This is a genomic window from Pseudomonas sp. R2-37-08W (assembly GCF_003851705.1).
In the GTDB taxonomy this organism is placed as follows: Bacteria; Pseudomonadota; Gammaproteobacteria; order Pseudomonadales; family Pseudomonadaceae; genus Aquipseudomonas.
In genome coordinates this window covers 3,150,074-3,174,481 of sequence record NZ_CP027728.1, presented here as the reverse complement: position 1 = coordinate 3,174,481, position 24,408 = coordinate 3,150,074, and the positions used below count along the sequence as shown (strand labels likewise).

Annotated in this window: 17 protein-coding genes and 1 pseudogene; all 18 read right to left on the bottom strand. The window is 63.0% G+C overall.

The window, feature by feature from the left end; genetic code table 11:
• Nucleotides 1–68 precede the first annotated feature (68 nt).
• The gene (locus C4J93_RS14590; protein ID WP_124363049.1) at nt 69–308 is read right to left on the bottom strand and encodes a hypothetical protein; all 240 of its coding nucleotides are present in this window, start codon (nt 306–308) and stop codon (nt 69–71) included.
• A 418-nt stretch (nt 309–726) separates the two neighbouring features.
• The gene (locus C4J93_RS27745; RefSeq protein ID WP_256660191.1) at nt 727–1,419 is read right to left on the bottom strand and encodes a methyl-accepting chemotaxis protein; all 693 of its coding nucleotides are present in this window, start codon (nt 1,417–1,419) and stop codon (nt 727–729) included.
• A gap of 972 nt (nt 1,420–2,391) precedes the next feature.
• On the bottom strand, nt 2,392–4,548 hold the full coding sequence (locus tag C4J93_RS14580; protein ID WP_124429723.1) for a TonB-dependent siderophore receptor: 2,157 nt from the start codon (nt 4,546–4,548) through the stop codon (nt 2,392–2,394).
• Nucleotides 4,549–4,706: 158 nt separating this feature from the next.
• Nucleotides 4,707–5,468, bottom strand: a pseudogene (locus tag C4J93_RS14575) (PIG-L deacetylase family protein).
• 129 nt (nt 5,469–5,597) lie between these two features.
• Entirely contained in the window at nt 5,598–6,257 is a 660-nt protein-coding gene (locus C4J93_RS14570) for a glycosyltransferase family 2 protein (protein ID WP_124429722.1), read from the bottom strand.
• A complete protein-coding gene (locus C4J93_RS14565; RefSeq protein WP_124429721.1) occupies nt 6,254–6,853 on the bottom strand; it encodes an SAM-dependent methyltransferase in 600 nt (199 codons plus the stop codon). The genes C4J93_RS14570 and C4J93_RS14565 overlap by 4 nt, the downstream gene beginning before the upstream one ends.
• On the bottom strand, nt 6,850–7,608 hold the full coding sequence (locus C4J93_RS14560; protein WP_124429720.1) for a PIG-L deacetylase family protein: 759 nt from the start codon (nt 7,606–7,608) through the stop codon (nt 6,850–6,852). The genes C4J93_RS14565 and C4J93_RS14560 overlap by 4 nt, the downstream gene beginning before the upstream one ends.
• Nucleotides 7,605–8,603 carry an acyl-CoA dehydrogenase family protein gene (locus C4J93_RS14555; protein WP_124429719.1) on the bottom strand — a complete coding sequence of 333 codons (999 nt, stop codon included), beginning with the start codon at nt 8,601–8,603 and terminating at the stop codon, nt 7,605–7,607. The genes C4J93_RS14560 and C4J93_RS14555 overlap by 4 nt, the downstream gene beginning before the upstream one ends.
• A gap of 1 nt (nt 8,604) precedes the next feature.
• Nucleotides 8,605–10,764, bottom strand: a complete 2,160-nt coding sequence (gene glgX / locus C4J93_RS14550) for a glycogen debranching protein GlgX (RefSeq protein ID WP_124363041.1) — start codon at nt 10,762–10,764, stop codon at nt 8,605–8,607.
• Nucleotides 10,765–10,886: 122 nt separating this feature from the next.
• The gene (locus C4J93_RS14545) at nt 10,887–11,156 is read right to left on the bottom strand and encodes a DUF2934 domain-containing protein (RefSeq protein ID WP_124363040.1); all 270 of its coding nucleotides are present in this window, start codon (nt 11,154–11,156) and stop codon (nt 10,887–10,889) included.
• 23 nt (nt 11,157–11,179) lie between these two features.
• Nucleotides 11,180–13,930 carry a malto-oligosyltrehalose synthase gene (locus tag C4J93_RS14540; RefSeq protein ID WP_124429718.1) on the bottom strand — a complete coding sequence of 917 codons (2,751 nt, stop codon included), beginning with the start codon at nt 13,928–13,930 and terminating at the stop codon, nt 11,180–11,182.
• Complete coding sequence (gene malQ / locus C4J93_RS14535) at nt 13,927–16,011, bottom strand: 4-alpha-glucanotransferase (protein ID WP_124429717.1); 2,085 nt, start codon at nt 16,009–16,011, stop codon at nt 13,927–13,929. The genes C4J93_RS14540 and malQ overlap by 4 nt, the downstream gene beginning before the upstream one ends.
• On the bottom strand, nt 16,008–17,753 hold the full coding sequence (treZ, locus tag C4J93_RS14530) for a malto-oligosyltrehalose trehalohydrolase (protein WP_124429716.1): 1,746 nt from the start codon (nt 17,751–17,753) through the stop codon (nt 16,008–16,010). Before treZ ends, malQ begins: the two co-directional genes overlap by 4 nt.
• Nucleotides 17,754–17,772: 19 nt before the next feature.
• Nucleotides 17,773–19,329, bottom strand: a complete 1,557-nt coding sequence (gene glgA, locus C4J93_RS14525; protein WP_124367199.1) for a glycogen synthase GlgA — start codon at nt 19,327–19,329, stop codon at nt 17,773–17,775.
• A 467-nt stretch (nt 19,330–19,796) separates the two neighbouring features.
• Nucleotides 19,797–20,750: a D-2-hydroxyacid dehydrogenase family protein gene (locus tag C4J93_RS14520; RefSeq protein ID WP_124429715.1), complete on the bottom strand. Its 954-nt coding sequence runs from the start codon at nt 20,748–20,750 to the stop codon at nt 19,797–19,799.
• Between the two features lie 20 nt (nt 20,751–20,770).
• Nucleotides 20,771–21,772: an alpha/beta fold hydrolase gene (locus C4J93_RS14515; protein ID WP_124429714.1), complete on the bottom strand. Its 1,002-nt coding sequence runs from the start codon at nt 21,770–21,772 to the stop codon at nt 20,771–20,773.
• Between the two features lie 78 nt (nt 21,773–21,850).
• Complete coding sequence (locus tag C4J93_RS14510; protein WP_124429713.1) at nt 21,851–22,315, bottom strand: SRPBCC family protein; 465 nt, start codon at nt 22,313–22,315, stop codon at nt 21,851–21,853.
• A gap of 88 nt (nt 22,316–22,403) precedes the next feature.
• On the bottom strand, nt 22,404–24,398 hold the full coding sequence (locus C4J93_RS14505; RefSeq protein WP_124367195.1) for a methyl-accepting chemotaxis protein: 1,995 nt from the start codon (nt 24,396–24,398) through the stop codon (nt 22,404–22,406).
• Nucleotides 24,399–24,408 lie beyond the last annotated feature (10 nt).

Here is a 24,408-nt window from a genome sequence, read left to right as displayed (position 1 = left end):
AAAGGGCGGCCGGTGCCGGGGCTGCCGTGGATCCAATCTACGCGCGCACAGCGGTCATGCGCCTGACCTTACAGGCCCAATGTCAGGGCCCTCAGCCTCTGTTCCACCACGCTGTCGAAATGGCTTGCCAACTGCTCGCAGCGCTCCGAAGTCAGCCCTTCACAGCAGGTAATGCCCAGCACGAACCCCTGGGCTTTGGCACCGCTTTTGACGGCCAGGATCATCGACCCTGCCAGTTCGATCTCACGCAAAATTCGGTCAGCCTGTCGTTTTATAGGGCCGGGCAAATCGCTAATGGCTTCTTTCATGGCCGTCTCCGCAGGCATTCACTACACACACAAAGCACCCGAGGCACTGTCGGCCTCTTGAAAGCATCGACCGGCGGAAGGTTCAGGAGTTTCGTAGTGCGCGAGCGGGAGGCGATGACTTGCAGTTGCGCAGGTACAGTTGTTCGCTAGTTTCAGGCCGCCATCGGGGGCTTGCCCTAATGCCGGTCAGTTAAGAAGTAGCAGGAGCGAGAACTAACTTGTGGCGAGGGAGCTTGCTCCCGCTGGGGCGCGAAGCGGCCCCAAACAATGGGACTGCTGCGCAGTCCAGCGGGAGCAAGCTCCCTCGCCACAGGTTCGGTGTCGCCTTAACTGGCGGGCATTAGAGCAAGCCCCCTCCCACATTTGGAGCGCGGGGCTGCAGTTAGAGAAGCTTCGGCTGCTGAGCCGATGGCGTGAATCAGGGGTGAAACCTGCGCCCCAGCGCATCCAGGCGCACGGCAATTGGTGGCAGGCGTTCGCTGCTGCGGGCCAGGGTTTCCACGTCGTCGGCGGTGTTTTGCGCGATGTGCTGCACCGACTGGAGGCGCTCGACAATTTCCAGGTTCGCCGAGGTCTGCTCGCGGGTGGTGGTGACGATGCGGCCGTTGAGTTGGTCGATATGCGCGATGTCTTCGCCCACGGCGCGCAGCATGTCGACTGCCACCTGGCTGTCTTCCACGCACCGCTCCACACCCTGGCGACTGTCGTGCATGGCCTCGACGGCCTGGCGGCTGCCTTGCTGCAGGCCTTCGATGATGGTCTTGATTTCCTGGGTGGAGAGGGCGGTGCGTTGGGCCAAACTGCGCACCTCGTCGGCGACCACTGCAAAGCCACGGCCTTGCTCGCCGGCGCGGGCGGCTTCGATGGCGGCATTGAGGGCGAGCAGGTTGGTCTGGTTGGCGATGCTGCTGATCACCTCCAGCACCGAACCGATTTGCTCGGCCTGCACCGCCAACGACTGTACGGTGGATTGCGTGCCATTGATGCGCGAGGCCAGTTGGGTGATTTCATGCTGGGCGCGGCCAACGCTTTCCTGGCCGCGCACGATCTGCCGGCTGGCTTGGCCGGCGTGTTCCACGGCTTGTTCGACGTGCAGGGTGATGTGGCCCATGGAGTCTTCCATGCGCTGCATCGAGCCGGTCATCTCATTGATCTGTGCCAGTTGATGCCGCGCGCCCGTTTCCAGGGTGCCGCTGGCCGTGGCCAGTTCCTGGCCGAGTTGGCCGAGGCCATGGGAGTCGCGTGCGACGCCGTCGATCAGGTGGGTGAGTTGCTGCAGGAAGTGGTCGAAGCGCTTGGCGAGGGACACACGCACCTTGTCTTCACCCTTGGCGGTTTCGGCTTCGAATTGCGAGGTGACAGCGAGCATTTTTTCGAGCATTTCCTGGCTTTCGACCGCCTCGGCGTGGCTGTGCACGGCGAGGTAGAGCAGGGCGACCGTTTCCATCACCACGTAGAACGCGTGCACGAAAATCATCGTCCAGCCGCCGTGATGCGCCATCACAAACACGGGCAGGCCCTGATGTTGCAGGGCATGGAATACCAGGTGATGCACGGCGATGGTCAGCGCCGCCACCAGGATCGGCAGCCAGTCACGGTAGAACGTCAGCACCGCCAGCAGCGCGAAAATACCGAAGTGCGCCTCGATCACCCCCTGCGCCTGATTGATGTGCAAGGCCGCCATCACCATCAGGCCGGCACCCAGCACACACCGCATCACGCGGGTGCCGCCGATGGCGCGGTAGAGCGCGGTCAGCACCACGCCGGTGCCGCCCCCGACGATCAGCGCCTGGGTGAAGGTGTCATGCCAGAACGCCAGGCCCAAGGAGAACAGGAACATCAGCCAGATCAACGCCAGCATGATGCGGTCGGCCTTGCGGTAGTGCTCCATAAAGCGTGTGCGGTTGAGCATTCACGAGTACTCCATGTGGTTTGGCCAGGAACCAAGCATGCGGCGTGCCACGCTGGCCGCAGGAAAAGCAGGTGTGGCGATGGGGGCCGGACAAGATCCGACAGACGGTTATCGGCCAGTCGAGAGGGGACTTTAAGCACGGCCGCCCGAGCGGCCAGCCGCGGATGACGATCAGAAGCTGTACTTGGCCGTCAGCATCATGTTGCGGGGGCTGCCGTAGGAATCACCGCCGTAGGTAACGGCTTCGGAAATGGACTGGTAGTAGTGCCGATCAAAGATATTGTTGGCGTTGAGCTGCAGGTCCAGATTCTGGTTGACCCGGTAGCCGGCCATCAGGTCGGTGACAGCGTAGCCGCCTTGTTTGAGCCGATAGGTGCTGCCGTCCGCCAGCTGGATGTCGTTGTACATGCGGCTCTGCCAGGAGACGTTACCGCCCACGCGGAGTTTTTCCAGCGGGCCCTGGAAGTTGTAGCGGGTGGTGACCTTGAACAGGTGCTCCGGGGTATCGGTGTCGAACTGCTTGTTGACCTTCTGCGGGTTGGCGGCGTCCTTGAGGGTGTGGGTGCGCGCATAGGTGTAGCCACCGCCGACCTGCCAGTTCTCGGTCAAGGCGCCCTGCAGTTCGAAGTCGATACCCTGGCTGCGAATCTCGCCCGAGGCCTGGTAGCAGGAGGCCTGTGGGCAGTCCGGCACGACGATCTGCACGGCGCGGTTTTCCTGGTCGACCCGGAACAGCGCCACGCTGGCATTCAGCGCGCCGCCCAGGTATTCGCCCTTGATGCCGACTTCATAGTTTTTGCCGACGATGGGCTTGAGCGGGGTGGCGCCGGTGCTTTTTTCACGTTGCGGCGTGAAGATGTCGCTGTAGCTGGCATACACCGAGTGCTGGTCGTCCAGGTCGTAGATCAGGCCCGCGTAGCGGGTGAGGTTACGGGTGACTTTATAGTCGCCGTCGCCATCGCGGTTGTCGTAGTCGTACCAGTCCAGGCGCCCGCCGAGGATCAGCTTGAGCGGGTCGGCCAGGCTCAGGCGGGTGGTGACGTACACACCGTCCTGAGTGGTGACATCGCGCTGGTTGTTGGTGTGGGTAAAGTTCGGTTTGCCGGCGTTGATCGGCCAATTCAGATCGTACGGGCTGTAGTTGCGGGTGGTCAGGTCGTAGATGCGCTTGCTGGCGCCCACGACCAGCTCATGGGTGCGCCCGAACGCCTGGAACGGGCCGCTGGCAAAGGCGTCGAACCCGGCCTGCTTTTCATCGGCGGCGGACTGGTACACGGTGCGGGCCAGGGTATTGTCGGTCCAGCGCGACTGGTAGGAGCCGGAGAACAATGCGTCTTGTACGGCGTAGTTGGCGTTGACCTGCAGTGCCCAATCATTGGCCAACTGCTGGCGCAGTTCGACGAAGACGGTGTCGATTTCCTGGTCTTTATTCTCCCAGTCGGTGCCGGGATTGTACGAACGCGACAGGTCGAGGTGATGGCCATCCAGGCCGATCATCGACGAGCCCCAGAAGTAGTTGGTCTTGTCTTTCTGGTTGGAGTAGCCAAGGGTCAGGCGGGTGTCTTCGCTCAGGTCGGCTTCGGTCACGGCGTAGAACAAACCGTGATCCTGCTCGGCCTTGTCGATGAAACTGTTGGCGTCGCGGTAAGAGGTGACCACCCGGCCACGCCAGGTGCCGCTGTCATTGAGCGGGCTGGAAGCGTCGAGTTCGCCACGGTAGTCGTCCCAACTGCCGGCGGCGCCGGTCAAGGTGACTTTCTGTTCGGCCAGGGGCCGCTTGCGAATCAGGTTGATCGCCGCCGAGGGGTTACCGGCGCCGGTCACCAGGCCGGTGGCACCGCGTACCACCTCGACGCGATCGAACATCGCCAGGTTCGGCTGGGCACCGACGTTAACGCCGTCATAACCACTGGGAATGCCGTCGTACATGAGGTTGTCGACGTTGAAACCACGCGCGGTGTAGCCCTGCCGGCCGGGGCCGCTGGAGTAGTTGAGGAACAGTCCTGGCGTGGCGTTGACCACATCATTGATGCTGGTCATCGCCTGGTCATCCATGCGTTGACGGGTAATCACGGTGACGGCCTGTGGGGTTTCACGCAGGGTCAGGGGCAGTTTGGTTGCGGTTTTCATCGAACCGGTGGTGTACGACTCACTGCCTTCAGTGGTTTCGCCAAGCTGGTGCCCCGAAACCTCGGTAGCGCCGAGCTCAATGGTAGTGGGCGGGGCGTCAGCTTCGGCCGCGAAGGTCGCCTGGGTGGTGGTCAGGCAGATAGCCATTGCTATCGAACTCGGTGAAAACCCTTTGCCGCCATGGTGTCGCACAGACATGAATGTAGCTCTCCCGGAACGCCATCCTTAGCGAATAATAAATCTGTTGATAATTATTCGCATCAGTGTGGCAGATTGAGCTTGTGGGAAAAAGCCTACGAGATGAATCAGTTAACGAAATTTTCATACGCCGGGCACCGGCGGTTTGCCACCTTTGCCTAGGTGAGCACTATTTCGTAGGGCTCGCGCATGCGCTCCAGCAACACCTGGGCAAGCATCGGCGCCAGGCCGATGGCGGGGTCGCCCATCAGCTGGCTGGCGTAGGCGTGCACGGCGTGCAGCTTGTGCGCCACGCTCCAAGTGTCGAGGCACAACTTGCGCGCGCGTTGCCAAGGGATCACCGAGCCTTCGCGTGCCGGCCAGTGCCAGGCCCACATCGGCAATTCATAGAGTTGCGCGCCCACCAGCGTGCACGCGTTGGCGCTGGCACGGCCGACGGCTTCGTGGTCATCGTTGCCATCATGGCGCCAGGTGGTGAACACCACATCACCTGGCTGCAGGTAGCGGGCGATGAACTGGCTGATCGGCTGTTCATGGCTGGCCAGGGCGTTATCGCGAAAGCCGCCACGAATCCATTTCAGGCTGTGCAGTGGCACGCCCAAGCGGCGCAGGGCCTCGGCGCTTTCCTGGGGGCGCACCGCGCTCAGGCGGTTGGCCGACCAGACCTGGGAGCCAGGGTGGCTGGCGCTGCCATCGGTGATGGAAATTAATTTCAACGGGTGCGCGCGGGTACTGAGCAGCTGCAGCAGGCCCCCGCAGGCGAGCACTTCATCGCCGGGGTGGGGGGCAATCACCACCACCCGGGCGCCGGGCGGTACCAGGCTGGTCAGCGAGATAGCGGGAATATGCGCCAACTGCGGCGCGCTGTTTCAGATTTGCGCGGGGCCGCGACGGCCCTCGCTTAACGAGGCGGTTTTCATGGGGTGTCACATCCTTGTCGGTTCAAACGTGTGTGTTCACCCCAGGCTCCGCTGCGGTGAGTTCGCGGCGCTCCGATCCTGGAGCGCTGTGCGATGGGTTATAAGCATAGACAAGAAATGTGGTTCTTTTTACGAAACCTGCATCAGGCTCTTCAAATAGTCACCGAAACCACCTTGGGCGCGACACTCCAGGCGTGCGCTGGTGATCACCTGCGGGCTGTGGCTCCAGGCGATGGACGCACCGCAACGTTCCAGGTTGCGCACCAACTGCACATCTTCATGGCACGCCAGGGGTTCAAAACCACCTGCCTGCAGATAGGCGCTGGCGCTTACCCCCAGGTTGGCGCCGTGGATATGCCGATGCCCGTCGCGGGCCTGGTAAGCCTGGTGGTAGCGAATCTGCGCCGCTGCGTCGAAGTCTGCACTCCAGGCGTCCACGGTCACGGTGCCGCACACGGCGTCGCAGCCCAGGGCCAGTTGCGCCACCAGCCAGTCCGGAGCAACGAGGCTGTCGGCGTCGGTGCAGGCGATCCAGCGCGCGCCCAGGCTCAGCAGGTGTTGCGCGCCAACCCCACGGGCATGCCCGACATTACGCGCCTGCACCGCCAGGCTGTGCACCCCGTGCGCGCGGGCAATGGCTTCACTGCCGTCGCTGCAGCTATCGAGCACCACCAGGATCTGTACCGCTTCGCCGTGCAGATCCGAATGACGGGCGGCTACTTGTGCAGTCCTCAGGCACTCGCCCAGCAACGCTTCTTCGTTGTGCACTGGAATCAGAATGCCGATCATCCCAGGCCTTCAAGGCTGGCGACCGAGGCGCCGTCGCGGCCCCACAGGTCGAGCAGGAAATCTTCTTCATGGTGGCGCACTACCGAATGCAGGCCCAGCCGCTGCTGGAGCAAGGCGTGGACCTGTTCAGCAGTTTGCGGGCAGCCTTCAATGGGCGGACGCCAATGGCACGCCAGCAGTTGGCCGTCATCCGTCAAGGTGTCGAGGCAGCGGTCAATCAGGCGCTCAAGATCAGCGGCGTCAAGGTAGTAACACAGCTCACTTAACACGATCAGCTCGAATTGCCCCGATGGCCACTGTTCGGGCAACCGGCATTGCTCCACCTGTACGTTGGAAAACCCTGCGAGCCGCGTCTTGGCCAGCGTCACCGCAGCGCTCGCCGTGTCACAGCACAGCAAGCGATCACAGCGCGCCGCCAGCTCGGCGCTCAACTCGCCGTTCGCACAGCCGGGTTCGAATATTGAGGTGTAGCGTGCTCGGGTCAGTATGGCCAGGGTCATGGCGCGCTTGCGCCGTTCGTACCAACGTTGGCGAAATGCCCAGGGGTCGTCGTTACCGGCGAACATCTGGTCGAAATAAGGGGTTGTCACACTCAAACGAACACCACTTCAAAAGGTTGCAGCAAGCGCTCCACCACATAGGGCGCCAGCACGGGGGGCAGGCCGATCTGGGGGTCGCCCTCCAGCTGACTGGCGAAGGCGTGGATGGCATGGCGTTTGCGCGCCACCCGCTCGGGCGTCAAAGGGATCTTGCGCGCACGGTCCCACGGCACCATGCCGTCTTCGGCGGTCGCCCAGTGCCATGTCCACACGGGCAGTTCGTACAAGGTGGCGCCCACGGCCTGGGCGGCTTTCGCACTGGCGCGGCCGACAGCCTCATGGTCGCAATGGCCGTCTTCGCGCCAGGTGGCGAACACCACGTCGCCGGGTTTGAGGTAGCGCTGGATAAACACGGCCAGTTCTTCCTCGCGCTCGGCAACTTTGCTGTCGGTGAACCCGGCGCGCAGCCACTTCAGACTGTGCATCGGCAAGCCCAGGCGATGCAGGGCCTGGGCCGACTCCTGGGGGCGCACCACGCTCAGGCGTCGCACCGGCCAGCGTTGCGAGCCTGGATGGCTGGCGCTGCCGTCGGTGACCGAGATCAACTGAATGGGCCGGCCCAGGTCGGCCAGGCCTTGCAGCAAACCGCCGCAGCCAAGCACTTCATCGTCCGGGTGCGGGGCGATGATGACCGCACGATGCCCCTCGGGTACCAGTTGCTCAACGCTGATGTGCGGCAGTTCAGCCAGGCGCGACGAGGTTTGCCAGTAATGTAGGGAGGTGCCTTGGCCGACAATCGGGTTGGGTTTCATAACTGCCACCTCCCTGAAGGTTCGCCGGCGACCTGAATGCCCAGGGCGGCCAAGTCGCGTTCGGCGTGGCTTTGGCGCACGTACACCGGCAAGTCCGCCATCAATTGGGCGAAGTGCGGGTCCTTGCAGTAAGGCCCCGCGCCTACGCCACGGCCGACATGCTGGATCACCTGCTCGACGGTTTCCTCGACGCACGCACGCACTTGCTGGGCCAGCAATCGGGCATCGGCGGTCGGTGCCCGGTCAATCTGCTCGGCACTGGCGCGCAGCACGCAGGCTGCGCTGTTCAATGCACTGTCCACCGCGCCGAGGTGGGCCAGGGCATGCGGCTCAGGGTGCTTGCTGCACTGCTCGCGCAGCACTTCGGCCAGGCGCTGCGCCGCGCCATACCAGCACGCCGCAATGCCAATGCCGCCATGCCAGAAGCCCGGGCGTGCCAGATAGTCGCCCGGCCCGCCGACTGCGAGGCCCCTGGCCTCGCTGAAGACGATCTCGACGCTGCCGGTGGCGGCCATGCCCACCGCATCCCAACCTTCATCCGTTACCGTAACGCCCGGCTGATCCATTTCTACGGCCACCAGTTGCTGACGGTGCTCCTCGTCCCACGCGGTCAACAACCCGTGGGAGACCACGGACGCACCGGAACACCAGGCTTTACGCCCGTCGACGATCAAGCGCTGGCCGTCGCGCCGCACGCGCACCTTGGCGCTCGGCGGCTCGGCGGCCCACATCCCCCAGGTGCTGCCCAAGGGCGGCAGCGGGCTGTCGAGTTCAGCAATGATCGCCAGCGCATCGGTGTGGCCTTCGAACAGCTTGCACAGGCGCAGGTCATGGCCGGCGACTTGCGCCAGCCCGCTATAGCGTGAAAGCGTCTGGCCGCTGCCGGGCAACGGCAGTTGGTCCAGGCCTTCTTCCTGAAGGTCCTTCAAGGCCTTACCCAGGGCTTGCGTGTCCGCATAGCCCCGGTAGCCGGAAAGGAATCCGTGCAACGCCATCTCACACCTCGTCGTCGTGTTGCAGCTCAAACAGTAGCAGCGAGCGGCCGGTCGCGGCGTACTCGTGTTCAAAGTCAAAGCGCTCCTGGCCACGCACCGCAGGGTCGTTGGTATCGAGCAGGCAATTCCAGAACTCGCCCTGGGGTACCGGTGGCAGGCGGAAATTGACCATATCGTGATGGGCATTCACCACCAGCAACAGGGTCGCATCGGCCCCGGCACGCCGAATCCCGGTCTCCTGGGCGCGGCCATCCATCAGCATGCCCAGGCAACGACCGTTGCTGTCTTCCCACTGCTCAGTGGTCATTTCATTGCCATCCGGCGCCAGCCAGGTGACGTCTTTCACGCCGATGTCTTCGTTGTAGTCGCCGACCAGGAAGCGCCCGCGACGCAGGATCGGGTACGCCAGGCGCAACTTGATCAGGCGTTTGACGAACTTGAGCAGCGCCTTGCCGTCGTCGTCCAGGTCCCAGTTGACCCAACCGATTTCGCTGTCCTGGCAGTAGGCATTGTTGTTGCCGTGCTGGGTGCGGGCGAATTCATCACCGGCCACGATCATCGGCGTGCCTTGGGCCAGCAGCAGGGTGGCGAAGAAGTTGCGCATCTGGCGCAGGCGCAGTTCGTTGATTTCCGGATCGTCGGTAGGGCCTTCGACGCCATGGTTCCACGACAGGTTGTTGTTGCTGCCGTCCTGGTTGTTTTCGTCGTTGGCTTCGTTGTGCTTGTCGTTGTACGACACCAGGTCGTGCAGGGTAAAACCGTCGTGGGCGGTGATGAAATTCACCGAGCTGTAAGGCCGGCGCCCACGGTGGTTGAACATCTCGCCCGAGGCCGTCATGCGCCCGGCGAAGTCCGCCAGCTGGCCGTCGTCGCCTTTCCAGAATGCACGCACGGTATCGCGGAAACGGTCGTTCCACTCTGCCCAGCCAGGTGGGAAATTGCCCACCTGATAGCCGCCGGGCCCGCAGTCCCAGGGTTCGGCGATCAATTTGAGCTGGCGCAGAATCGGGTCCTGGCGGCACGCCACGAGGAAGCTGTGACGTTCGTCAAAGCCGTCGCGGTAGCGACCCAGAATCGTCGCAAGGTCGAAGCGGAAGCCGTCGACGTGCATCTCGGTGGCCCAGTAACGCAAGGAGTCGGTGACCATCTGCAGAACGCAGGGGTGACTCAGGTCCAGGGTGTTGCCGGTGCCGGAATCATTGATGTAGAAGCGCTTGTCATCGGGCATCAACCGGTAGTACGAGGCATTGTCGATGCCGCGCATCGACAGGGTAGGGCCGCGCTCGTTGCCTTCGGCAGTGTGGTTGTAAACCACATCGAGGATCACTTCGAGCTTCTGCTCATGCAGGTGCGCGACCATCTCCTTGAACTCGGCGATCTTGCCGCTGGCCAGGTAGCGCGGGTCGGGCGCAAAAAACGCGATGCTGTTGTAGCCCCAGTAGTTGGTCATGCCTTTTTCCAGCAAATGCTGGTCGTTGACGAAGGCGTGTACCGGCAACAGTTCGACCGAAGAAACCCCCAACTGGCGGATGTGCTTGAGCACGTCATCTTCCATCAGCCCGGCGCAGGTACCGCGCACGGATTCGCCGACCGAAGGGTGGCGCATGCTGATGCCGCGCAGGTGGGTCTCGTAAATAATGGTGCGGTCCCACGGCACGCGCACCGGCTGGTCATTGCCCCAGGTGTGCGCCGGGTCGATGACTTTGCATTTAGGTACGAAGGGCGCACTGTCGCGCTCGTCGAAGCTGAGGTCGTCGTCGGGGTGGCCGATGGTGTAGCCGAACAGGGCTTCGGACCATTTGAGTTCGCCCACCAGTTGCTTGGCGTAGGGGTCGATCAGCAATTTGTTGTGGTTGAAACGATGGCCGTTGGCCGGGTCGTAGGGACCATACACACGGTAGCCGTAGATCAGCCCGGGGTGGGCGTCGGGCAGGTAGCCGTGGAAGATCTCGTCGGTGTATTCGGGCAGTTCGATGCGCTCCAGTTCCACCTCGCCAGCATCATCGAACAGGCACAGTTCGACCTTGGTGGCGTTGGCCGAAAACAGCGCGAAGTTGACGCCCAGGCCGTCCCAGGTGGCGCCAAGAGGGAAGGGCAAACCTTCACGAATCCGCGACGGCTCGTGGTCCGGCGTCGTTGAGGCTTTTTCGGGCTTGCTCATGGTGTTGCTCCTGCAGGGGTTCTTTTTTTCGGGCCGAACGCGGCCGTACTGACAGTTATTCAGCGTATGACGTAGAGAGATAAAAGCTCCCCCGACAGCAAGGCAGTCAGGGGGCGCGGCGATCAATGAGCGGGAGGTTTGGGCTTTTTCGGCGCGGCGGGCTTCTTTGGCGCCGGTTTGGCGGCGGCAGGCTCAGCCGGCTTGGCTTTGGCCGCTGCCTTTGGGGCAGTCTTCGGCTTGGCGGCCGGCTTGGGCTTGCTTGGCGTCAGCGCCTCGGCTTCGGCCAGCTTGCGCGCCATTTCCCAGTGACGGGCATCTTCACCGTGAGGCTTGCCTTCGGACTCCCAGATCTGATGCGCCAGTTCGCGGATGCGTTTGTCTTCATTACTCATCACACACTCCTCAGAGAAAATGTTCAGCTTTCTTGACTATCGGAATTGATAAAGACATTGACCGGGAAATCCCCCAGGGCAGCGCTGATCAACAGCTCCTTGTCTGGTGTGACTACGCTCGTCTGAAAAAGTCCCTTCCAGTTTTGCGTTGCGGCGGCGAACGGTAATTTCACCCGCGTATCGCCCCAAACCTGCGCAGGAATCAACGGCTGCAGCGCATTTTCGAGCAAGCGCCGGGACCAGCGTGGCACCACCACCAGCACATGGTTGCCTTGGTGTTCGCGGCAGAACGCGACGACGTGCTCGGCCTGTTGCCCAACCACCTCCAGGGCAGTGTAGGCACCGTCGCTGAACAGCTCGAGGTTAGCCTTGCGCAAGGTCAGTACCTGCGCGATCAACGCCTGTTTGATACGCCCGTCGCGCCAGTTGGCCAACAGTTCAGCGGTGTCCACTGGCGCCTCCAAAGCGCGTTGCCGCGCCTGGAAGTCCACCGGGCGGCGGTTGTCCGGGTCTACCAGGCTGAAGTCCCAGAACTCATCGCCTTGATAGACGTCCGGCACGCCCGGCACGCTCAGGTGAAGCAAAGACTGCGCCAGCCCGTTCAGGGCACCAGCGGGTGCAATCGCCTCGGCTGCAGCAGTAAGGGCGCTGCGCAGCGGGGCGCCGGCCTCACTGAGCAGCACGCGCTTGAGGAACGCTTCGACACCCTGTTCGTAGGCCTCGTTGGGCGCGCTCCAACTGCTCTGCAGCTTGGCTTCGCGCAGGGCTTTTTGTTGCCATTGCCACAGGCGTTGCTGATAGGCCTCAAGGTCGGGGTTCGGCTCCAGCGGCCAGCTGCCGAGCAGCACCTGATACAGAATCAGTTCATCGCCTGCCGAAGGGCTGTCGGCGCTGTCGCGCAGCGGTGCGGCCAGGCTGCGCCAGTGTTCGACCTGCTCGGCATACCAGGAAGCGCACTCGCTCAGCACCGCCAGACGGGCGCGGGTATCTTCGCCGCGTTTATGGTCGTGGGTGGCGGTGGCCAGCAGGTTGTGCGGGAAGCACCGCAGCCGCTGCTGGTTGACCGCGTGAAAATCGGCCAACGGCGCGCTGAACTGCTCGGTGCTGAAGCCCACATCGTTACGCGACAACAGCACCGCCGAACGGTAGAACGCCGTGTCTTCCACAGCCTTGGCGGCGGCGGGCGAGGTCAGTTGCTGGAAGCGCACGCAGGCATGCTTGAGCATCTTGCGCTCGCGGCCCAGCGGGCGATTGCGCCAGGGTTGCCCACCCAGCCATTTTTCCAAATGATCGAGCACCGGCCAGTCACCTTCGCTCAGGGTGCTGCGCGCGCCGTCCATGGCCTGCTGGAATACCTTGTCGTCAGCCGCGCTGCGCCCGCGTGCGCTGATATAGGTGCGGTACACCGGGAAGTGCACGATCAGTTCCTGCAAGGCGCGACGGATCGCGCCCAGGGTCAGGTCGCGGGTCATTACGTCGTCACGCGCCACCTGCAACAGCGCCTGGGCCACGCTTTCGAAATCGCCGCCCAACGAGCCATTGAGAATCTGCTGGCGCGCCAGCCGGGCTTCTTCGATAAATGCCGAAGGCCGTTCGCTGTGGCGTGACCACAATTCGGCCAGCGGCGCGAAACCATCCGGATGGTGTTGCAGCAACGACAGTTGGTTCATGAATTCGTAGCCGGTGGTGCCGTCCACTTGCCAGTCTTCGCGCAGGGTCTCGCCTTCACCGAGGATCTTCTCCACGAAGATCGGCAAATGCCGCTGCGGTGACAGCGCATCCACCCGGCGCCGCAGCTTGCGGCAGTAACCGCGCGGGTCGGCCAGCCCGTCGATGTGGTCGATGCGCAGGCCATCGATCAAGCCTGCGCTGATCAACTCGAAAATCTTGCCGTGGGTGGCCTCGAACACCGCCGTGCGCTCCACGCGCAGGCCGCCCAGCTCGTTCACATCGAAGAAACGGCGCCAGTTGATGTCGTCCGCCGCCGTGCGCCAACTGGCCAGGCGGTAGCTTTGTTGTTCCAGCAGTTGATGCAGGCGCGCAAAGCCTTCCGGTGTACGCCCGTCGAACGCGGCGAGGCGCTGTTCGATGGCGGGCAGCAGTTCGCTGGCGCGCTCGGCCAAGGCCTGTTTGAGCAGGCCGGCTTCGGCGTAGGCGTCATCCTGATAAGCCAGGGTGGCGAAGCGATCGGCCAAGGGCTTAAGCCCCTCGTCGCCGCCAAGCACCAAGGCGTAGTCCCGCGGGCAGATCGGGAAACGGTGTTCGTAGTGCTCGACGTAGAACGCGCCCTGCGCCGCGTCAAACTTCAGCACCAGGCTGCCGCTCTGCAACGCTTCGCCATAATCGCTGCCAAGGAACGGCATCAGCAACTGGCCCTTGAGCAGCGGGTCCGGGGAGTGCCATTGAATATCGAAGAATTCGCTGTAGGGGCTCAAGCGCCCCCATTCCAGCAGGTCCAGCCACCAGGGGTTGTCGGCGCCGCCGACGGCCATATGGTTGGAGACGATGTCGAGGATCAGGCCCATATCGTGTTCGCGCAACGCGGCCACCAGCCGCTGCAACGCCGCCTCGCCGCCCAGTTCCGGGTTTACACGGGTGGGGTCGACCACGTCGTAGCCGTGCATCGAACCGGCACGTGCTTTGAGCAGGGGCGAGGCATACAGGTGGCTGATGCCCAGTCGGGCGAAATACGGCACCAATGGCACCGCGTCATCCAGGGTGAAGCCTTTATGAAATTGCAGGCGCTGGGTAGCGCGCAAGGGCAGTGCTTTCATCGGTCACGCTCATAAGCTTGGTTGCGCGCTACGGCCAGCAGCTCGAGGCGGCGCGCGGCGCCGGCATTATCGAGCAGGCTGGACGCTTCGCCTGGCAGGCGGCGGCGCCAATTGGGGTGGGTGTCGGTGGTGCCGGGCAGGTTGGGTTGTTCCTCCATGCCCAGCGCATCCTCCAGCGGCAGCAACACCAGCGGCGCACGGGTGTGGCCGAGGTAGCGCACGCTGGCATCGATCATATGGTCGGTGTCGTTGCGGATTTCATCGACGAAGTTCTGCGGGTCCTGGCTCAAGGCCTGGCGCAGGGCCTGACGTTCGCGCAGGCGGTGTTCGCTCCACTGGTCTACGGTTGGCGCGTCGATCAGGCCCAGCTGGATATTCCATTCGATGTCGCGGCTGTGCCACCAGCCGTTGAGGGTCGGCAAGTCGTGGGTGCTGGTGGTGGCCAGGGCGTTGTCGGGCCAGTCGAGGATAGGCCTGAACTGGCCCTCATGGTTTTGCTCGAACAACAACACGCGCATGCCGAGGATCGCCCGGCTGCTGAGTTTTTCGCGCAGGCCGTCGGGCACGGTGCCCAAGTCTTCACCGAGCACAATGGCCTGGTGACGATGGGATTCCAGGGCCAACAGGCGCAGCATGTCGTCCACCGGGTAATACAGGTAGGCGCCTTCGCGCGGCGATGCGCCGTTCGGGATGACCCACAGGCGTTGCAGGCCCATCACATGGTCGATGCGCAGGCCGCCTGCATGGGCGAAATTGGCCCGCAGCATTTCAATGAACGCGCGAAAACCGTTGCGTTGAAGTCCCTCGGGGGAAAACGCGGAAATGCCCCAACCCTGGCCTGCACGGTTGAGAATGTCCGGTGGCGCGCCGACGGTCAGGTCGGCGAGCAATTCATCCTGGCGACTCCACGCCTGGCTGCCGGCGCCGTCGGCGCCCACCGCCAGGTCGGCGATCAGGCCGATGCCCATGCCGCTGCCACGCGCTGCCTGTTGCGCACGTTGCAGGCTGCGCGCGATCAGCCATTGGGTGAAAGCGAAATAGCCAATCTCATCGCGGTGCTCCTCGGCGAACTGCACCAGCGCCGGGCTCTGCGGTGTACGCCAGTCTTGCGGCCAGTGGCGCCAATCGAGTTCTTCGCCGGCGGCGGCGCGCAACGCTTGCACGGCTTCGAAGCGGCAGTGATTTTCCAGGGCTTCGCCGCCAGTCTGGCGAAAGCTCTGGAAATCGGCGTGTTGCGGATGGTGACCGTGGCGGAAATCTTCATACAGGGCCCGCAGCAGACGTTGCTTGGCCTTGGCGGCGGCGGGCCAGTCGATCAGCGTGAGCTGTTCCAGCTCATGCAGCTCCTCGGCCAGGCCTGCGGTTTCGATGGCATTGCGCACTTCACGCTCGCCCAAAATGCAGGCCGGCGAGGCATACAGGCTGTTGAGAAACAGCCGGCTGGAAGGCGAATAGGGGCTGTAGCGCTCGGCGTCGGCGCTGAACATGGCATGCATCGGGCTGATCGCCAGGGCGTCGGCCCCGCGCTCGGCGGCTGAGCGGACCAGGTGCTCCAGGGCCAGGGTGTCGCCGAAACCACCGTCGCCCAGGCGGCGCAACGAGTAGAGCTGCGCGCTCAGGCCCCAGGCGCGGGCGGGGTTGGTGTCGACCGCTTCGGCCACGCTATAGCATTGGGCGGGTGCAACCGCGAGGGTAAACGTCTGGTCGTCGATATGCGCTTGATGGTAGCCCACTGCGATGACGCCAGGCAGCACGGCATCCCCGTCCAGACGCAGCTCCAGGGTTTCACCGTTTTCCAGATGGACGCGGCACGGCGTGTCGGGTGCAAAGAAACGCGCCAGGTCCAGGCCTTCACCGCTGTCGACGGTCAGCAGCGGCGGCAGATGCTTGTCCTGCTGGGCCTGCTCCAGTTCTCGCAGGCTGGCGTCAATCTCGGCCTCGGTATCGGCCGGGTGCCCCAGCCCTTTGAGCACGGCGCGCAGGGCGTCGGGCTGCACATGTTGCGGGCGACCGTTGGCATCGATCCAATCGACGGCCAGGCCCGCGCGGCTGGCGAGTAGTTCCAGGTTCGCTTCGCTCAAAACTCTTCTCCGACGGGGAATAAGGACACGCGTGCGCTGAGGGGCGGCAGGTGCGCCACGGGCTCGGCAGGCGTTTGAAAGATCACATGTGGCGAGGCGGGCTGGTCGATAGGCTCGGCGCTCAGGTTCAGGTCGATTTGCAACACGCTGCCATCGCCAAGGCGCCAGCGCGCAGTCACGGCGCTGTCCGCCAGCACCTGCGCACCCAAGGCCACGCTGCCGGGCAGATGGGGCACCACATATTGATGGCGCAGGCCCAGCAAGTGGCGATAGAGCTGGGCCTGCTCGTTTTCGACCAGGGACGGCTTCGATTGCAGGAAGGTCGTCAATGCGTTGGGATCGGGGATGCGTTCGCGCTGCTCGGGGTCATGAAACGCGGCGAAATCGGCGAACTCGTTACGTCGGCCCTCACGCACGGCCTGCGCCAGTTCACCGTGATGGTCGGTGAAAAACAGGAACGGCTGCGCGGCATTGACTTCATCGCCCATGAACATCAGCGGGATCATCGGCGACAGCAGCAACAGCGCGGTCGCCGCCTTCAACGCCTGGGGCGAGCACAGTTGATGCAGGCGTTCGCCCAGGGCGCGGTTGCCAATCTGGTCGTGGTTCTGCAGGAACGCCACGAAAGCGGTCGGCGGCAGCTCCGCACTGGGTTCGCCGCGTGTATGGCCGTGGCGGGTGGGCTCGCCCTGGTAGATAAAGCCTTCACCCAGGCAGCGTGCCAGTTTGACGGTAGGCTGCTCGGCGAAATCGCTGTAGTAGGCATCGGTTTCGCCGGTGAGCAGTACGTGCAGCACGTTATGGAAGTCATCGTTCCATTGCGCATCGAAATCCTGTTCGAGCAGGCTGGCCTGGTTCAGCTCGTTCTCCAGCATCAGCCACACGTGGCGGCCGGTGTCGACCTGCTGGCGCACCCGTTGCGCCAGCTCCCGCAGGAACTCGGGGTTGTCGATGGCGTGTACGGCATCCAGGCGCAGGCCATCGAAGCGGTATTCAAGCAGCCACATCAAGGCGTTATCGAGGAAGAAATCCCGCACTTCACGACGCTCGAAATCAATCCCCGCGCCCCATGGGGTGTGCACGTCTTCCTGGAAGAAGCCCTTGGCGTACTGGCCCAGGTAATTGCCATCCGGGCCGAAGTGGTTGTAGACCACGTCGAGGATCACCGCCAGGCCATGCCCGTGGGCACTGTCGATCAAGTGCTTGAGTTGTTCGGGTGTGCCGTAGGTAGAGTGGGGTGCGTAAGGCAGTACCCCGTCGTAGCCCCAGTTGCGTTCACCGGGAAATTGCGCCAGGGGCATCAGTTCGATGGCGGTCACACCCAGCTCGGCCAGGCGCGGCAGCTGCTTCTCGACTTCGGCGTAACCGCCCATTGCGCCGACGTGCAGTTCGTAGATGACTGCTTCGTGCCAGGGGCGGCCTTGCCAGTGGCTGTGCCGCCACTCATACGCGAGCGGGTCGACGACGCGGCTCCAACCGTGCACATCCAGCGCCTGGGCCCTGGAGGCAGGGTCGGGAACATCCCGTTCGCCGTCGATATTGAAGCGGTAAAGCGTTCCGGCAGGGCAGGCCACTTCTACTTCGAACCAGCCATCTGCCTGGGGCAGCATGGCGATGGATTTCCCGTCCTGCAATTCAACGCTGACATAAAACGCGTCTGGCGCCCACAAGGCAAAACGCGTGTGTTGCGCGTCCAGCATCAGTGCGCCGTGGGGCCAGGTTTCCAGAGTCCGTAACGGCATCTATGAAGACCTCTCTTGATTATTTAGTCGATTTCCCCAGTGCTTTAACCACCAGTTGTTCGTACAGCTCGGCGTAGGGTTCCACCGCCTGTGACCAGTTAAAGGGTTGGGTCATGGCGCGGCTGCGCATGGCGTTGAGCAGGCCTGGGAAAGAAAACACTTTAAAGGCGCGCTCCAGGGCTGCTTTGTAGCTGTCGACGGTGGATTCGTTGAACAGGAATCCGGTGACGCCGTCTTCAATAGTGTCTGCCAGGCCGCCAGTGTTGCGCGCTACCGGCAACGAGCCGAAACGCTGGGCATACATCTGGCTCAGGCCACAGGGCTCATAGCGCGATGGCATCAGCAGGAAGTCGCTGCCGGCGAACATGCGGCGGGCGTCGGTTTCGTTGAAGCCGATGCGTACGCCAACCTGGCCTGGGAAGCGCAGCGCCAGCTCACGCATGGCCTGTTCTTCTTCCGGCTCGCCACGCCCGATGATCGCGATCTGGCCACCGTTTTCAACGATGAAGCTGGCGACCGCTTCGGTGAGGTCCAGGCCTTTCTGGTAGACCAGGCGCGACACCACGGCGAACAACGGGCCGGTGGAGTCATGCAGGCCGAACAGCTCGCGCACTTGGGCGGCGTTGATGGCCTTGCCTTCCCAGTCACCAATATTGAAGTTATGGGTCAGATGGGGGTCGGTCGACGTTTCCCAGCTTTCGTCGATGCCGTTGGGAATCCCGCTGAGCAGGCCTTGCTGAGTCTTGCTGGCCAGGAAGCCATCGAGGCCACAGCCGAATTCCGGCGTGGTGATTTCCTCGGCGTAGGTGGCGCTGACCGTGGTGATGTGGCTGGAATAAGCCATGCCGGCCTTGAGGAACGACATCTTGCCGTAGAACTCCATGCCTTCCTGTTGCAGGGCGTGCGGTGGAATGCCCAGTTCGGGGGTGCAGCCCAGGCTCACCACGCCCTGGTAGGCGAGGTTATGAATGGTGAACAGGGTGGGCGTGCGTGAACCACGCCAGTGCATATACGCCGGGGCCAGGCCAGCGGGCCAGTCGTGGGCGTGCACCAGGTCCGGGCACCAGTGAATCTGCGCCAGGTTGGCGGCCATGTCGGCGGCGGCCAGGCCCAGGCGGGCGAAGCGGATATGGTTGTCCGGCCAGTCGCGGCCATTGTTGGCGCCGTAGGGCGTGCCTTCGCGCTCGTACAGCTCAGGGCAGATCAGTACATAGATGACCAGGCCGTCCTTGAGGTCCATGCGCCCGATCTTGCACGGTGGCAGCGCCGCGTGGCCGCCCAGCTCACCGACGATATGGATCGGGTTGTCGCTCTCCATCACCTGCGGGTAACCGGGAATCAGCACCCGCACATCGTGCAGGTGCGCCATGGCGCGGGGCAGGGCGGCAGAGACGTCGCCCAGGCCACCGGTCTTCACCAAGTCGGCAAACTCGGAGGTGACAAACAGCACTTTCTTTCGATTCGGGTTCTTACTCACGATCGGCCGCACAGTGTTGGGCAGGTCGGCCAATGATGTAGGCCCCCCTGCCGGCTGACTAAAACGCTCTCCCTGAGTTACTACTGCGGCACTGATCATAATGCACTCCCCTTGTTTCGTTGGTCGGCTAATGGCCCGCTGCCATCAGCTCCGATTGACCGCATCCTGCGGCCAGGCGCACAAGCGCAATACAAACTGGCAAGGCGTATGCCAGTTGCACGGTTAGCTGAAATAGTTTGGATGGGCGGGCATGCGGTCTGAACCGGATATGTTCGCCTTACCTAAAACTGGACCTGCGGCAGAGTTCGAAAGTTTCGATTTTTTGCGGGGTTTTTGTTTTGGAACGGACCCATCGGTCATCAGTCTAGGACAGATTCCAGCGCCTGCAGGGTTTATTCGGGGAAATTGTAGGACAAAAACTTATAAGGTTAAGCAGGCTTAAACAGTGTGGCGAGGGCGCTTGCTCCCGCTGGAGTGCGTAGCGCTCCCTGATTTTGGGGGCGCTGCGCGCCCCAGCGGGAGCAAGCTCCCTCGCCACAAGTGGGCGCCTGCACTGAAACGGTGCGTCAGCCGAGCACCCGAATGGGCGCGCCGTTCGTCCAGGCCTGGATGTCTTCGATCATCTGCTGATAGAACTGATGGTAGTTCTGTTCGCTCACGTAACCGACATGGGGCGTTGCCAGCACGTTTGGCAGCGAGCGGAAGGGATGTTCAAACGGTAGTGGCTCTTGGCTATATACGTCCAGCGCCGCGCCGGCCAGTCGCCCGCTGCTCAATGCCTCAACCAGCGCCTGTTCATCCACAATCGGCCCGCGTGCCGTGTTGACCAGCCGGGCACTGGGTTTCATCCAGCTCAACGCCTGCGCATCGACCAGACCGCGACTGCGTTCGCTGAGTACCAAGTGAATGGTCAGAATGTCAGCCTGTTCGAACAGCTCGCGCTTGCTGACCCAGGTCACGCCGGACTCAGCCGCCCGTTGCGGCGTGAGGTTTTCGCTCCAGGCAATCACGCGCATGCCGAAGACCTGGGCGAACTGCGCGACTTTCTGCCCGATGCTGCCCAGCCCGAGGATGCCCAGGGTCTTGCCATACAGATCGCCGCCCAGGCCGACTTGCCAACCGCCTGCGCGCAGGGAATTGGCCTCGGCCAGCAGGTTGCGTGTCGAGGCCATGATCAGCGCCCAGGTCAGCTCCGGCGCGGCCTGCTTATAGCTGTCGGTGCCGCACACCTGGATACCCAATGCCTTGGCGGCGGCGATGTCGAGGGCGGCGTTGCGCATGCCACCGGTCACCAGCAATTTGAGCCTGGGCAGCCCTTGCAGTAAGGCCTGGTCGAAGAGGGAGCGCTCGCGCATCACGCAAATAACGTCGAACGCCTGCAAACGCTCGACCATCGTGGCGGTATCGGCGGGGTAGTCATGAAGAAAATGCACCTGGCCCAAGGGATCCAGCACCGGCCAATCCACCACGCTGCTGGCCACTTGCTGCCAATCATCAATGACTGCGATCTGTAGCGACATGCACGCGTGCCTCACTCAGGTTAAAGGGCCTTCAAACCCTGCAACAGCGCTTGATGAAACCGCGCCGGTTCTTCCATCTGCGGCGCATGGCCCAAGCCGTCGAACTCCACCAAGGTCGCATGGGGAATCAGCTTGGCCACCTGCTTGCCCAGCACCTGGTAGTTGCCGACCTTGGCCTTCACGTCCGGTGGCGCCAGGTCTTTGCCGATGGCGGTGGTGTCGCTGGTGCCGATCAGCAGCAGGGTGGGTGCTTGCACGTCCTTGAACTCGTAGTACACCGGTTGGGTGAAGATCATGTCGTAAATCAATGCCGAGTTCCAGGCCACCAGGGTATGCCCCGGCCCCTGATTCAGGCCGACGAGCATATCCACCCAGCGCTCGTATTCGGGCTTCCAGCGGCCCACGTAATAGGTGTCGCGCTCGTACTTGCGCACGCCGTCGGCGTTCAGTTTCAGTTCGCGCTGATACCACTGGTCAACGCTTTGGTGGGGCACGCCCAAGGCCTTCCAGTCTTCCAGGCCGATCGGGTTGACCAGCGCCAGTTGCTCGGTTTGTTCGGGGTACATCAAGGCATAACGCGTGGCGAGCATACCGCCGGTGGAGTGGCCGAGCAGCGTGGCTTTTTGAATGCCGAGCTTTTCCAGTAACTGGTGGGTGTTGAGCGCCAGTTGCTGGAAGCTGTATTGGTAATGTTCGGGCTTGCTGGAGGTGCAAAAGCCAATCTGGTCCGGCGCGATCACCCGGTAACCCGCGTCGCTCAAGGCTTTGATCGAGTCTTCCCAGGTGGCGCCGCAGAAGTTCTTGCCGTGCATCAGCACCACGCTGCGGCCGTTGGCTTTACCTTTGGCCGGGACGTCCATATAGCCCATCTGTAGGCTTTTACCTTGGGACTCGAAGTTGAAGCGTTCAACCGGGTAGGGGTACTGGAAGCCCTGGAGTTCAGGGCCGTAGGTGGCGGCGAACACAGGCGCGGCGCTGGCGGTAAGCAGGCCGGCGACGCATAAGTCACGGATGGAAGGCATGGGCATCAACTCCGGGAAAAGATGCTCCGGATGCTGTTTGGGAGAGATTAACGGGGGATTAACACACCCGCTGCAGGGTTACTGCGTCGAGCCGCTGGCGTTTTCCAGTCGATGCTTGAGCCGGTCCAGCGCGATACGCGAGAGCTCGATCATGCGCTCATGCAAGGTCACCAGTTGCAGTTCGGTCTCATAGGTCAGTACCCGCGTAAACAGCGTGCCGCCAGGCTGTGTCTGTAGGCAATAATGCAGGGAACCGTCGACCACCACTGAGGTGAACATGGTCATGAACTCAAAGGGGCAGCAGGCGATTTTTACGCGGTAGCTCAGCGGCACGCGGATGCCCAGCAGGTCGATGATTTCGGTAAAACGCGCACCGGTCGGCAGGGAGCCGTGGGTGCCGGTGTCGGCGCTGAGGGAGGAGGGGTGCCATTCGTGCCAGCGGTCCGGTTGGGTCACGTAGTCGTAGACGGCCTCGACCGGGGCGTGGATGAACCGTTCCTGGCTGATTCGCTCCACGCGGAGCGGATGCTCGATAGCGTGCATGACACACCTCCTGTGTGGCGGGTTTTAAACCAGGAGCTGTGAGAATAGTCCGACTCCCGCGCTTTGCACGGGAGTATTCAGGCGTGGATCAACGCACTTTGAAGCGCCCCATCAAGGCAATCACCCGGCCATTCGCTTCCAGCAGGCTGTGGGTATTGGTTTCAGTGGCATGGCCGCTTTCGACCAGCTCTTCTACCATATGTCGGATCTGTACCATGCTGCGGTTGATCTCTTCGGTCACGGCGCTCTGTTGCTCGGCGGCCGTCGCGATCTGGGTGCTGAGGTTGTTGATATGGCTGACCGAACCGGCCATTTCATCGAGCCCGCTGTTCACCCGCGCCGTGGCATCCGCCGCCGACTGGCAACTGGCCTGGGTGTTTTCCATGGCGGTGACCGATGAGCTTACGCCGGTGGTCAAGCGCGCCAGCATCTCGTTGATCTGCGAGGTGCTGGCCTGGGTGCGTGCGGCGAGTGCGCGTACTTCATCGGCCACTACGGCAAAACCGCGGCCTTGTTCACCGGCCCGCGCCGCTTCAATCGCGGCGTTGAGCGCCAGCAGGTTGGTCTGGCCGGCGATGGCGCCGATCACGCCGAGGGTTTCGGTGATACGTGCGGCGTCCTGGCGCATGTTCTCAACGGTGTGGGTCGCGCTGGCGACCTCACCGATCAAGGCGCTGACACTGGTGGACGCTTCGCCCACCACCACCCGTGAACGGTCGGCGTGTTCGTTGGCGCGCTGGGTGAACGCTGCGGTTTCAGCGGCGTTTTGCGCGACGGTGTCGGCGGTGGAGCTCATTTCGGTGATGGCGGTCACCGTCTGGTCGGTTTCTGAAGCGTGGCGCACCAGGATCTGGTTGGTGTGCGCCGAGGTCTGCTGCAGCTGCGCAAGGCCCGAGGCCATGGCGCCGGTGGCCTGGGTCACTTCGCCGATCATGTTTTGCAGGTAGACGATAAAGTGGTTCACCGAGTGACCGATGGCGCCCAGTTCGTCTTCGGCGCGGATGGTGATGCGTCGCGTGAGGTCGGCGTCGCCGGCGGACAGCGCGTCGATATTGCCCTTGAGCGCTTTCATGCGCTGTACCAACTGGCGAATGGCATACGCCGCGAGCAGCACCAGCAGGATCACCATCGGGATCTGCAGCAACGCCAGGCTGCCGAGCACGTCATTGCGCTGGGCGGTGATCAGCGAGGTGGGCAGGGCGGTCGCCAGGAACCACGGGGTGCCCTCGATCGGACGCATGTAGAACGTGCTGGCCACGCCCTGGTTGTCGAACTCGCTGCGTTGCAAGGCCTGGTCACGATGGGCCAGGGCTTTGCTGACCTGGGCGGCGAAGGCCGAGGTGCCGGTCAGTTCGCTGATGTTCTTCAACACCACCGGGCTGCTGATGCGCGAGCTGTTGCTGATGATCTTGCCGTCGCCTTCGACGATCAGCATTTGCCCGCCGATGTCTTTTTCCTTGCTGGCCACCAGGTCATTGAAGAAGCCCAGGGTCACGTCGATGGTCGCCACGCCATAGGCGGCGCCGTCACGCTGGATCGCCATGGCGCAGTTGGTGCGCGGCTCCTGGCTGGCGTCATCCTTGTAGGCGGCGGCCCAGGCGCATTGGCCACGGGGCGAGGCGAGGCCGCCTTTGTACCAGCTCTGGTCGTAATAGTTGGGCGCGGGGTCACTGTTCCAGAAGGTGTTGACCGCCAACTTGCCCGAGGCGTCACGGTGCCAGAACGTGCTGTGTTTGTTACGCCCAGGCGTGCGCTGGTTGGGCAGCGGCCAGATACCGCCGCCGAATACTTTCAGCTCGCCGTACTGATCCACCAGGCCGGGCAGGACCTTGTCGATGGCGTCGCTGTCGAGCAGCGGAATCGTTTGCGTGATGGTGCGTTGCTGGGCCTGAACCTTGTTCAGTTCGCCCTGGATCTGTTCGGCCACTTCGCCGATGCGATTGAGTACCACCTGTTCTTCGGTGTATTGCAGCTTGGGTGCGACCAACTGGCCGATACCCACGACAGTCAACACCAATAACACCAGGACGAACAGCACCAGGAACAGGGTATAGCGAGCTTGGATGGAGCGCAGTGGGGGCATGGGATCGTCC

Excerpts from the sequence above, each read along its gene's own strand:
- C4J93_RS14590 (WP_124363049.1), bottom strand. The coding sequence starts at position 308 with ATGAAAGAAGCCATTAGCGATTTGCCCGGCCCTATAAAACGACAGGCT.
- C4J93_RS27745 (WP_256660191.1), bottom strand. The coding sequence starts at position 1,419 with ATGGGCCACATCACCCTGCACGTCGAACAAGCCGTGGAACACGCCGGC.
- C4J93_RS14580 (WP_124429723.1), bottom strand. The coding sequence starts at position 4,548 with ATGTCTGTGCGACACCATGGCGGCAAAGGGTTTTCACCGAGTTCGATA.
- C4J93_RS14570 (WP_124429722.1), bottom strand. The coding sequence starts at position 6,257 with ATGATCGGCATTCTGATTCCAGTGCACAACGAAGAAGCGTTGCTGGGC.
- C4J93_RS14560 (WP_124429720.1), bottom strand. The coding sequence starts at position 7,608 with ATGAAACCCAACCCGATTGTCGGCCAAGGCACCTCCCTACATTACTGG.
- C4J93_RS14555 (WP_124429719.1), bottom strand. The coding sequence starts at position 8,603 with ATGGCGTTGCACGGATTCCTTTCCGGCTACCGGGGCTATGCGGACACG.
- glgX (WP_124363041.1), bottom strand. The coding sequence starts at position 10,764 with ATGAGCAAGCCCGAAAAAGCCTCAACGACGCCGGACCACGAGCCGTCG.
- C4J93_RS14545 (WP_124363040.1), bottom strand. The coding sequence starts at position 11,156 with ATGAGTAATGAAGACAAACGCATCCGCGAACTGGCGCATCAGATCTGG.
- C4J93_RS14540 (WP_124429718.1), bottom strand. The coding sequence starts at position 13,930 with ATGAAAGCACTGCCCTTGCGCGCTACCCAGCGCCTGCAATTTCATAAA.
- treZ (WP_124429716.1), bottom strand. The coding sequence starts at position 17,753 with ATGCCGTTACGGACTCTGGAAACCTGGCCCCACGGCGCACTGATGCTG.
- glgA (WP_124367199.1), bottom strand. The coding sequence starts at position 19,329 with ATGATCAGTGCCGCAGTAGTAACTCAGGGAGAGCGTTTTAGTCAGCCG.
- C4J93_RS14520 (WP_124429715.1), bottom strand. The coding sequence starts at position 20,750 with ATGTCGCTACAGATCGCAGTCATTGATGATTGGCAGCAAGTGGCCAGC.
- C4J93_RS14515 (WP_124429714.1), bottom strand. The coding sequence starts at position 21,772 with ATGCCTTCCATCCGTGACTTATGCGTCGCCGGCCTGCTTACCGCCAGC.
- C4J93_RS14510 (WP_124429713.1), bottom strand. The coding sequence starts at position 22,315 with ATGCACGCTATCGAGCATCCGCTCCGCGTGGAGCGAATCAGCCAGGAA.
- C4J93_RS14505 (WP_124367195.1), bottom strand. The coding sequence starts at position 24,398 with ATGCCCCCACTGCGCTCCATCCAAGCTCGCTATACCCTGTTCCTGGTG.